Here is an 11129-nt window from a genome sequence, read left to right as displayed (position 1 = left end):
TTGTCGACAGGAACAACCATGCCATACGGAAGATAGCCCCGGACGGTGTGGTCTCCACTTTTATGAAAGAAGGAGGAGAAGATGGGGGAGAGCAAGAGAGCTTCTATTTTCCCCATGGGTTGGTGATAGACAGCGATGACAATATCTATGTCGCGGACAGCGGGAACGATAGGATAGTAATGATCGACCCTGACCGTGTTTGGACGAACATTGCGGGCAGTAGTACTGGGTCTGGATATGTAAACGGACCTGGTGCCGGTGCCAGATTCAGAAATCCAACCGAAATACTTTTAGAGGAAGGTGCAGGGGGCAGTACGCTGTACGTATCAGATCGGAATAATCATGCGATACGAAGGATATCCCTTGATGACGATCAATATTTGGTGGGCACCTATGTAGGTCCCGGTCCGGAGGTATCTGGGCAGGGTGGGTATATGGATGGCGGCCTTTCGGATGCAAGGTTCAGATTTCCCGAGGGCATGGCGAAGAGCGGTGAGGGAACGATACTGCTTGCGGATTCTGGTAACCATAGGATTCGTGCCATAGATCAGGATAATGAAAATGTTGGAACATTTGCCGGGAGTGGTTGGGGATATGTAAATGACGTTCCCCGATCGGAGGCAAGGTTTAGGAACCCAACGGATATATCGGTGGCCGGGGATGGTAACATTTACATTTCCGATCGTTTAAATCACTGCATACGCCGGATCGATCCCGAAGGCAATGTCATCACGATTGCCGGGGTTCCGGAAACTAGAGGTCACGTGGACGGTCTCGGTGATGGGGCCCAATTCAGCTCCCCTTTGGGAGTGCTCCATACAGGGGAAGGGGAGATCTATGTTGCCGATACGGGCAACCACACAATCCGGAAGATCATCATTGACTAAAGCCGCCATATGGAAGTGGCAGGTCCCAAACGACCATAAAAAGATAAAACCATGAAAACCATGAAAACAATGAAAACAATGAAAACCATTGGAATATTGAGATTAAGGGACATCTTTCTGTTGCTTGTCCTGCTGTCATTGGCACTGTCCTGTGGCTCTGACGACAACGGCATGGACTGTCCTGACCCGACCAACGCTAACTGCGACCAGGTCGGGGACGACCCCCAAGACGATGACCCCCAGGACGACGACCCCCAGGACGATGACCCCCAGGACGACGACCCCGTGGTATTGGAGCCAACCCTGTCTTCCGTGGCACCGGTGACCGGTCCAAAGCATACCGAGGTTGTTATCACCGGGGAGAATTTCGGCACGGATGCCACCAAGGTGTCGGTGAGCTTCAACGGGACCCCTGGGGAAGTGCTGGGCGTCACGGACACGGAGGTGACGGTCAAGGTACCGGCGATGGCCTATACCGGCCCCATTACGATGGAGGTGGACGGTTTCGATCTCACCGGCCCCGAGTTCGTGTACGAGCTGTCCGAAGTCAATGTGGAGACCTTTGCGGGAGGTGGGCGAGGTTATGAGGAAGGGTCCGGAACGGCTGCCAAATTCAACTTGCCCTGGGATTTGGCAAAGGACTCAGGGGGCAACATATTTGTTGTCGACAAGGGCAACAACGCCATTAGGAAGATAACCCCCGAAGGTGTGGTCACCACTTTTACAAGTAAAGGAGGGCCAGGGAATGAAGAAGAGTTCTATATACCCGAAGGATTGGCCATAGACGACGATGACAATATCTATGTTGCTGATACGGGCAACCATAGGATAGTAATGATCGACCCAAATGGTGTTTGGTCGATCATTGCGGGCAGTAGTACTGGGCATGGATATGTAAACGGACTTGGTGCCGATGCCAGATTCAGAAATCCAACCGAAATACTTTTAGAGGAAGGTGCAGGGGGCAGAGCACTGTACGTATCAGATCGGAATAATCATGCGATACGAAGGATATCCCTTGATGACGATCAATATTTGGTGGGCACCTATGTAGGTCCCGGTCCGGAGATTGACCTGCGAGAAGGGTATATGGATGGCGGCCTTTCAGAGGCAAGGTTCAGATTTCCCGAGGGCATGGCGAAGAGCGGTGAGGGAACGATACTGCTTGCGGATTATGGTAACCATAGGATCCGTGCCATAGATCAAGATGCCGGAACGGTTGGAACATTTGCCGGGAGTGATCGGGGATATGTAAATGACGTTCCCCGATCGGAGGCAAGGTTCAGGAGTCCAAGGGATGTATCAGTGGCCGGGGATGGTAACATGTACATTTCCGATCGTTTAAATCACTGCATACGCCGGATCGATCCCGATGGGCATGTCACCACGATTGCCGGGGTTCCGGAATCTGAAGGTCACAATGATGGTCCCGGTGATGGGGCCCAATTCAACTCTCCTGTGGGAGTGCTCTCTGGAGGTGAAGGGGAGATCTATGTTGCGGACACCTACAACCACGTAATCCGGAAGATCATCATTGACTAAAGCCGCGATTTGGAAGTGGGCACGTCCCAAAAACGATCATAAAAACAAATAGACCATAAAAAGCTAAAACAATGAAAACCATAGGAATATTGAGATTAAGGGACATCTTTCTGTTGCTTGTCCTGTTGTCATTGGCACTGTCCTGTGGCTCTGACGACAACGGCATGGACTGTCCTGACCCGACCAACGCGGACTGCGACCAGATCGGGGACGACCCTCAGGACGATGATCCCCAGGACGACGACCCCGTGGTATTGGAGCCAACGCTGTCGTCCGTGGCACCGGTGACCGGTCCAAAGCATACCGAGGTTGTTATCACCGGGGAGAATTTCGGCACGGATGCCACCAAGGTGTCGGTGAGCTTCAACGGGACCCCTGGGGAAGTGCTGGGTGTCGTAGACACGGAGGTGACGGTCAAGGTACCGGCGAGGGCCTATACCGGCCCCATTACGATGGAGGTGGACGGTTTCGATCTCACCGGCCCCGAGTTTGTGTACGAGATATCCGAAGTCAATGTGGAGACCTTTGCGGGAAATCCGAACGAATCTCCAGGTTTTCTGGATGGGTCCGGAACGGAAGCCCGATTTAACCGGCCCTATGATCTGGTCATGGATTCGAGAGGAAACATGTTTGTGGCCGATATGTCCAATCAGGCCATACGGAAGATAGATTCTGAAGGTGAGGTCTCCACTTTTGCCAGATTCGGTGAGTCTGGTGAGAATCCAGATGAGGGATTTCTGAACCCCCATGGACTGGCCATAGACGGCGATGACAATATCTATGTCGCGGACAGCGGGAACGATAGGATAGTAAAGATCACACCTAACGGTGTTTGGTCGATCATTGCGGGAGGAAATGGATTTGGATATGTAAACGGAGCTGGCGATGTGGCCCTGTTCAACCATCCATCCGCAATCCTTGTAGGTGAAGATGGGAACAATGTACTGTACGTTTCGGACCGCGATAACCATGCAATACGGAGGATATCCCTTGATGACGATCAATATACGGTGAACACCTATGCCGGTCCGGAGGTATCTGGGCAGGATGGGTATATGGATGGCGGCCTTTCCGATGCAAGGTTCAATGATCCCTGGGGCATGGCGAAGAGCGGTGAGACCATCCTGCTTGTGGATTATGCTAACAATAGGATTCGGGCCATAGATCAAAAGGCGGAATCGGTTGAAAGATTTGCCGGAAGTTCTACTGGAGGACATGCAGGGGGTGATCGATTATTGGATGCAATGTTTAAGGCTCCAACGGATATCTCAGTGGCCGGTGATGGTACCGTATTTATTGCTGACACCGAAAATAGCTGTATACGGCAGATTGATCCCGATGGGCACGTCACCACGATTGCCGGGGTTCCGGAAACTGAAGGTTATGAGGACGGTCTGGGTGACGTGGCCCTGTTCCAATATCCATTTGGAGTGCTCTCTGGTGGGGCAGGGGAGATCTATGTTGCGGACACCTTCAACCACGCAATCCGGAAGATCTTAATGGAATAAGGGAGCTGTGTGACAAGTCCCAAGAACGACCATAAAAACAAATAGACCATAAAAAGATAAAACCATGAAGACCATAAGAATATTGAGGGCAAGGGACATCTTTCTGTTGCTTGTCCTGCTGTCATTGGCACTGTCCTGTGGCTCTGACGACAACGGCATGGACTGTCCTGACCCGACCAACGCGGACTGCGATCAGGTCGGGGACGACCCCCAAGATGATGATCCCCAGGACGACGACCCCGTGGTATTGGAGCCAACGCTGTTGTCCGTGGCACCGATGACCGGTCCAAAGCATACCGTGGTTACCATCACTGGCAAGAATTTTGGTACGGACCCCGACAAGGTGTCGGTGAGCTTCAACGGGACCCCTGGGGAAGTGCGGAGCATCACGGACACGTGGATAACGGTCAAGGTACCGGTGCGGGCCTATACAGGTCCCATTACGATGGTGGTGGACGGTTTCGATCTCACCGGCCCCGAGTTTGTGTACGAGCTGTCTGTCTTTGTGGAGACCTTTGCGGGAGGTGAACGAGGTTACGAGGATGGGTCCGGAACAGCTGCCAAATTCGACCGGCCCAATGATCTGGTCAGGGATTCGAAAGGAAACATATTTGTTGCCGACAGGAGGAACCATGCCATACGGAAGATAGCCCCTTCTGGCCAGGTCACTACTTTAGCCAGGGTCGGTGAACCAGGCCAAGAGGATGGAGAATTCGATCTGCCCAAAGGACTGGCCATAGACGGGGATGACAATATCTATGTCGCGGACAGTGGGAACAATAGGATAGTAATGATCGACCCAAATGGTGTTTGGTCGATCATTGCGGGAGGAAATGGATCTGGATATGTAAACGGAGCTGGCAATGTGGCCCTGTTCAACAATCCATCCGCAATCCTTGTCGGGGATGATGGGGACAATGCACTGTACGTATCGGACCAGTTTAATCATGCGATACGAAGGATATCCCTTGATGACAATCAATATACGGTGAGCACTTATGCCGGTCCAACGATTGATAACCAGCCAGGGGATACGAACGGCGGTCTTTCGCAGGCAAGGTTCAACTATCCCCGGGGCATGGCGAAGAGCGGTGACGGGACCATACTGCTTGCGGATTACAGTAACAATATCGTCCGGGTCATAGATCAAAACGCGGAGTCGGTTGAAAGATTTGCCGGAATCGGGCGAGGGTATGCGAGTAATCTCCATCGAATGGAGGCATGGTTTCGGAATCCATCGGATATATCGGTGGCCGAGGACGGTAACATTTACATTGCCGATGCTTTAAATCACTGCATACGACGGATCGATCCCGAGGGGCATGTCACCACGATTGCCGGGGTTCCGGAAACTGAAGGTTATGAGGACGGTGCCAGTGCTGGGGCCCTATTCAATCGTCCACAGGGGGTACTCCATGGAGGGGAAGGGGAGATCTATGTTGCGGACACCTTTAATAACGTAATCCGGAAAATCTCTGTGGAGTGAGTAAAGGGAGTTGTCACACAACTCCCAAACGACCATAAAAAGATAAAACCCATGAAGACCATGAAAACAATGAAAACCATAGGAATATTGAGGGCAAGGGACATCTTTCTGTTGCTTGTCCTGATTTCATTGGCACTGTCCTGTGGCTCTGACGACAACGGCATGGACTGTCCTGACCCGACCAACGCGAACTGCGACCAGGTCGGGGAGGACCCCCAAGATGATGATCCCCAGGACGACGACCCCGTGGTATTGGAGCCAACCCTGTCTTCCGTGGCACCGGTGACCGGTCCAAAGCATACCGAGGTTGTCATCACCGGGGAGAATTTCGGCACGGATGCCACCAAGGTGTCGGTGAGCTTCAACGGGACCCCTGGGGAAGTGCTGGAGGTCACCGACAGGGAGGTGACGGTCAGGGTACCGGTGGGTGCGAATACCGGCCCCATTACGATGGTGGTGGACGGTTTCGATCTCACCGGCCCCGAGTTCGTGTACGAGCTGACCTATACCGTGGAGACCTTTGCGGGAAGTGGTGAGGAAGGTTATGAGGAAGGATCCGGAACGGAAGCCAAATTCTACCGGCCCAATGATCTGGTCATGGATTCAGGGGGCAACATATTTGTTGTCGACAGGGGCAACAACGCCATTAGGAAGATAGCCCCGGACGGAAATGTCACCACCTTTGCCGGGGGCGTGCTTGGTAGCGGGGAAGGACAATTCCGTTTCCCCAGAGGGTTGGCCATAGACAGTGATGACAATATCTATGTCGCGGACAGCGGTAACCATAGGATAGTAAAGGTTGATCCTTCCGGTGATTGGACGTTGATTGCGGGAGGAAATGGAATTGGATATGTAAACGCGCAAGGTACCGCTGCCAAATTCAGGTTTCCAACAGGAATCCTTGTAGGGGAAGATGCAGGGGGCAGTGCGCTGTACGTATCGGAGGATAACCATGCGATACGGAGGATATCCCTTGATGACGATCAATATTTGGTGGGCACCTATGCCGGTCCGACAATTGCCAATCAGCCGGGAGACAGGGATGGTGACCTTGTGCGGGCAAAGTTCAGAATACCCCAGGGCATGGGGAGGAGCGGCGATGGGAGCATTCTGGTTGCTGATTACCTTAACCATAGCATTCGGGCCATAGATCAAAGTGCCGGAACGGTTGAAAGATTTGCGGGAGGTGACATTGGGCATTTAGATGGCAATCGATCGGAGGCAAAGTTCAGGGGTCCATCGGATATATCAATGGCCGGGGACGGGACCGTATATATTGTCGATTCTGAAAACAACTGTATAAGACATATAGACTCCAGAGGGAACGTTACCACGATTGCCGGGGTTCCGGATCCAGAAGTTAAAGGTTACAAAAACGGGACAGGTGATGAGGCTCAATTCCATTGGCCAACGGGAGTGCTTTATGGTAGGGAAGGGGAGATCTATGTTGCGGATACCTTTAATAACGCAATCCGGAAGATTATCCCATTGGAGTAAGTGTCGTATGGAAATGTCAAGTCCCAAAAACAACCATGAAAACAATAGGAATATTGAGGGCAAGGGACATCTTTCTGTTGCTTGTCCTACTGTCATTGGCACTGTCCTATGTGTGGTTCTGAGGACAATGGCATGGACTGCCTGTCCCAGACCAACGCGAACTGCGACCAGGACAGGGACGATTCACTAGGAAGATGACCCCGTGGTATTGGAGCCAACCCTGTCGACCGTGGCACCGGTGACCGGTCCAAAGCATACCGGGGTTGTTTTCACCGGGGAGACCTTTGCGGGAAATCCTGATGGGGACCTAGGTTTTCTGGATGGGAAGGAACAGCTGCCAAATTCCACCGGCCCCGAGATCCGGGTCATGGATTCGAGAGGAAACATTTATGTGGCCGATAGGAACACCCATGCCATACCGGAGATAGCCCCAGACGGAAATGTCACCACGATTGCCGGAGTTCCGAACGAAATCTGAGGGTCACGAGGACGGGGTCCAGGTGATGTGGCCCTATTCAGGTTTCCCTTGGGAATACTCCATCGAGGGGAAGGGGAGATCTATGTTGCGCAGACCTATAATGATGCAATCCGGAAGATCATCATTGACTAAAGGCACTCCATGGAAATCAACAGGTCCATGAAACTATGACCTGATTTTGGGATGAGCCATTCCTCATTGGTTTGAAGGGATACCCTTGCCAAATAATTTTGTATTAATTGTTTTGTGCCTGTGAAACAGTTTGCGCTGAGAGATATCAGTGTTTCCCTTGAGAAAAGGCCACTCAAGATTAAATAAAACAGTGGAAATGGTGCAGTTTTCCATCTTATAAAGTTTTGTGGGGCTACAATACTTATATCCGTCACTGCAAAAAAATCATTGTATATGTCTTGGTTTTCAAATGATTCAAAAATAATTCCACAAGATTATTCTTGCACCGTCGATTTTAAATTACTCCCTTAGGTTACTAGTTACCTATATGTCATTAAGCTTCCTTTGGGCTGTTCATCAGGGTCTATGATGTATCCACAGATTTTACCATAGTCCCGTTTGCATTCTCAAGCCATGCTACAATCCTTCTTCCACTATCTTGATAGCATTTTGTTAGAACAGGATGAAACAAATAAGTTTGCTGCAAAAGTACATATGATAGTTTTTATAACCGGTTTTGATATCATAATAATAAATTGAATAGAAAATAATACTATTTACCATGAAGCAAAAAACTACCAATATTTTTGGCAAGGTGAGGACTGACATTCACTTCTTGGGGCTATGGATGTAATAAGGCATCCGACAGAATTGCTTTACATTGTATTTCCAAACTCTTTGATTGTGGGTCTTTAGCCCATGATTATAGCCTTCGTGGGATTCTATTTTTGAATATGGAGAGAATAACCGTAAAACCTATTGGCCAAATTGTTGACGGCTAATTGGATTGTAAATCGTGTCACTTGACTTTTCTGTCGAATAAAGAAACCCAAATTTTGAAATAAGGACAAAGCATATTTATATTTTCAAATTATAATTGCGAATATGTCCTGGCAATTGGAAGCTTTCGGACTCGCTTTCCCGTAGCCGCGTAAATGGCATTGCAAACAGCCGCATATGTAGGAGGCCCAGCGACTTCACCGACACCCCATGGCTGGGGCTCGTCATTTTGGCAGATATGTACTTCGATTTCGGGGGTTTCATCGATACGAAGTACTTTGTTGTCATGGAAATTACTTCGCTCTACAACCCCGTCGATATACTCGGTCCCGCCATAGAAAATAGCCGATAGCGCCCAAACAACACCTCCTTCCGCCTGCTGTTTCACCTGATCAGGATTGACAACTAGTCCGCAATCTATGGCGGTGGTCACCTTGGTGACCTTTATCATATCATTTACTATCGCTACCTCGGCTACTGTGGCCCCATAACCGTTGCCGTGCATATAGGGGTAGACCGCTATCCCTTGCCCACTGCTTTTGGACATGGTCTTTCCCCAATGGCCCCTTTTTGCCACTAGTTCCAAAGCACCCCTAAGTCTGCTTATATTACATTTGTAGCTATGCTTAAAATCGACCATAGCATTTCTTGGAAGGAGGCTAAGCCTAAATTCCAATGGATCCCTATTCAGTTCATGGGCCACCTCATCAATGAAGCACTCAGTTGAAAAACCCTCGGCATTGGCCATTACCGATCTCCATGCGCCTACTTGGGTAAAACCTTCTACCATTATTTGGGATGCAGAAAGTTTGGGGATATTGTAGTACATCCAACCCAATACACCTCCCCAGTTGGCCATTACACTTTTGAGCTCCCATGAGAGTGGCTTTCCGTTTTTTAAGCCAATCCTATGTTTGTTTAGTTCAAAAGGATTCAAATGGTCAAATTTGATGTCATCCTCCCTTGAATAACACATTTTCACCAATTCACCTCCCGCAGCCTTGGAAACCACCATGGATTCCAACGCATATTCAGAAGAATACCGAAGACCAAAGCCACCACCACTTGGGTGGCAGTTTATTTTAATGCGTTCTTTTGGAATCCCTAAATGTTTTTCGATGTTGGTGATTATCTTATCAGCGGACTGTGTACCAACCCACATTTCACAAGAATCCCCTTTAAAGTGTGAGGTTGCATTCAAGGGCTCCATACATGCGTGGTGCTGATAGGGGAATTCATAAGAATGTGAGATAAATTCATCCGCCTCCGATTCATCAAACTTCCCAATGCTCAAGGTTTCAGTTCCTTCATCAATGGTCAACTTTTTATAACAGTCGGCAACGAACTTCCCATGTTCCACTCCTGCGTTAACACCTAAGTCCCATTTGGCCTTTAAAGCCAACTTGCCTTGGAATGCGGCCCATGTTGAATTAGCTATCACAGCAATACCATCCCTAATATTATCTGATGTATCCAATTTTATAGGCACTATTTGCTCAACACCTGAAATGTTTAAAGCTTCCGTACTATCAAAGTTTATAAGTTGTCCTTTAAAAACAGGACATCTAAGTACTGCGGCATATTTCATTTTTGGCAATCGCACATCTATACTGAATGGATGTTTTCCGGTTACGATATCTGGGATAATCTTGCTTTTGAGGTTCTTGCCAATTAATTTGAAATTGGATTTGTACTTAAGGGGAACTTCTGCAAAGAGGGTTCTATAGTCTTTAGGAACCACAATTGACCCAACAAGTTCTCCATAACCTAGTTTTAAATTACTTCCGTGTTGGTGCACATAACCATTTTCAGCATAGCATTGGTCTTTGTACACTGTCCATTGTTTGGCTGCTGCATCAATCAATAAAAGTTTGGTGAATGCCCCCGCCCTGCGAAGCAAGTCCCAATGCAAAAGTGTACTGGTGCTTCCCCCTGTGGTATCAGATTCGCTCACTGATGATTTAATGTATCTTACATGGATTTTTTCCCAATCAGCTTCCAATTCTTCTGCCAAGATGGATGAAAGCCCGGTGCTTACCCCTTGGCCCATTTCATATTTGGTCAGGTTTAGAAAAATGTGGCCATCTGGTCGGATTTGTAGAAAATCCGTAATTTCAATAGCTCCGATGGAATCAAAGCCATTTTCCAGTACTTGTAATGGTTCAAGGTTGGGAAAGGTATTGTTTTGGACAATTTCGCCAACACAGCTCTCTAAAAAGTTTAGCCCTACGATGAGGCCGCCACTTGCAAGCCCTGTCCGTTTTAGAAATTCTCTTCTAGAGCCATTTGTTTCCATCTGTGACATGTTTATGGGTTTGACTTTATAAAGGATTTTATCGCTTTTAAAATCCTGGGATAGGTTCCACATCGGCATATATTTCCGGACATTGCATCTAGAATCTGCTTTTCCGTAGGATTGGGATTGGACTTTATTAATCCTATTGCACTCATAATCTGCCCGCTTTGACAATACCCACATTGGGGCACTTGTTCCTCTATCCAGGCTTGTTGTAGAGAACGATACATACTATCTTCTACCCCTTCAATCGTTTGAATGTCCTTGCCAATGGAAGATTGGACCGTGATACCGCAAGATCTTATGGCCTTGCCGTCCAAAAGCACCGTACAAGCTCCACATTGAGCAATACCGCATCCAAATTTTGTCCCGGTCAAACCAATGGCATCCCGCAAGGCCCATAATAAGGGCATATTCGTATCGAACTCCCCTTCATATTTCTCATTGTTGATTGTTAGCTGTATTATGGCCATAGTCACATTTA

Annotated in this window: 8 protein-coding genes; 6 read left to right on the top strand and 2 right to left on the bottom strand. The window is 48.9% G+C overall.

Going from position 1 to position 11129, the window contains the following annotated elements:
- The 6 genes from FGG15_RS19900 to FGG15_RS19875 form a co-directional block, all read left to right on the top strand.
- Positions 1-887 (top strand): NHL repeat-containing protein (locus FGG15_RS19900; protein ID WP_202619609.1); only part of this gene is annotated, 887 nt, incomplete at its 5' end.
- Positions 888-956: 69 nt separating this feature from the next.
- Positions 957-2429, top strand: a complete 1473-nt coding sequence (locus tag FGG15_RS19895; protein WP_161992021.1) for an IPT/TIG domain-containing protein — start codon at positions 957-959, stop codon at positions 2427-2429.
- Positions 2430-2500: 71 nt separating this feature from the next.
- Positions 2501-3937, top strand: a complete 1437-nt coding sequence (locus FGG15_RS19890; protein WP_138839534.1) for an IPT/TIG domain-containing protein — start codon at positions 2501-2503, stop codon at positions 3935-3937.
- A 64-nt stretch (positions 3938-4001) separates the two neighbouring features.
- Positions 4002-5423 (top strand): IPT/TIG domain-containing protein, encoded by a 1422-nt coding sequence (locus FGG15_RS19885; protein WP_138839533.1) that lies wholly within the window; start codon positions 4002-4004, stop codon positions 5421-5423.
- Positions 5424-5483: 60 nt separating this feature from the next.
- A complete protein-coding gene (locus FGG15_RS19880; protein WP_161992020.1) occupies positions 5484-6920 on the top strand; it encodes an IPT/TIG domain-containing protein in 1437 nt (478 codons plus the stop codon).
- Positions 6921-7149: 229 nt separating this feature from the next.
- The gene (locus FGG15_RS19875) at positions 7150-7398 is read left to right on the top strand and encodes a hypothetical protein (RefSeq protein WP_138839531.1); all 249 of its coding nucleotides are present in this window, start codon (positions 7150-7152) and stop codon (positions 7396-7398) included.
- 1042 nt (positions 7399-8440) lie between these two features.
- Here the strand turns inward: FGG15_RS19875 and FGG15_RS19870 are convergent.
- Both FGG15_RS19870 and FGG15_RS19865 read right to left on the bottom strand, forming a co-directional pair.
- Positions 8441-10654: a xanthine dehydrogenase family protein molybdopterin-binding subunit gene (locus FGG15_RS19870; protein ID WP_161992019.1), complete on the bottom strand. Its 2214-nt coding sequence runs from the start codon at positions 10652-10654 to the stop codon at positions 8441-8443.
- A 2-nt stretch (positions 10655-10656) separates the two neighbouring features.
- The gene (locus FGG15_RS19865) at positions 10657-11118 is read right to left on the bottom strand and encodes a (2Fe-2S)-binding protein (RefSeq protein ID WP_138839529.1); all 462 of its coding nucleotides are present in this window, start codon (positions 11116-11118) and stop codon (positions 10657-10659) included.
- Positions 11119-11129 lie beyond the last annotated feature (11 nt).

The organism is Flagellimonas algicola (assembly GCF_005937185.1).
In the GTDB taxonomy this organism is placed as follows: domain Bacteria; phylum Bacteroidota; class Bacteroidia; order Flavobacteriales; family Flavobacteriaceae; genus Flagellimonas; species Flagellimonas algicola.
The sequence above is the reverse complement of the archived record's forward strand: the minus strand, read 5'-3'. Positions and strand labels throughout refer to the sequence as shown.

Excerpts from the sequence above, each read along its gene's own strand:
- FGG15_RS19895 (WP_161992021.1), top strand. The coding sequence starts at position 957 with ATGAAAACAATGAAAACCATTGGAATATTGAGATTAAGGGACATCTTT.
- FGG15_RS19890 (WP_138839534.1), top strand. The coding sequence starts at position 2,501 with ATGAAAACCATAGGAATATTGAGATTAAGGGACATCTTTCTGTTGCTT.
- FGG15_RS19885 (WP_138839533.1), top strand. The coding sequence starts at position 4,002 with ATGAAGACCATAAGAATATTGAGGGCAAGGGACATCTTTCTGTTGCTT.
- FGG15_RS19880 (WP_161992020.1), top strand. The coding sequence starts at position 5,484 with ATGAAAACAATGAAAACCATAGGAATATTGAGGGCAAGGGACATCTTT.
- FGG15_RS19870 (WP_161992019.1), bottom strand. The coding sequence starts at position 10,654 with ATGTCACAGATGGAAACAAATGGCTCTAGAAGAGAATTTCTAAAACGG.
- FGG15_RS19865 (WP_138839529.1), bottom strand. The coding sequence starts at position 11,118 with ATGGCCATAATACAGCTAACAATCAACAATGAGAAATATGAAGGGGAG.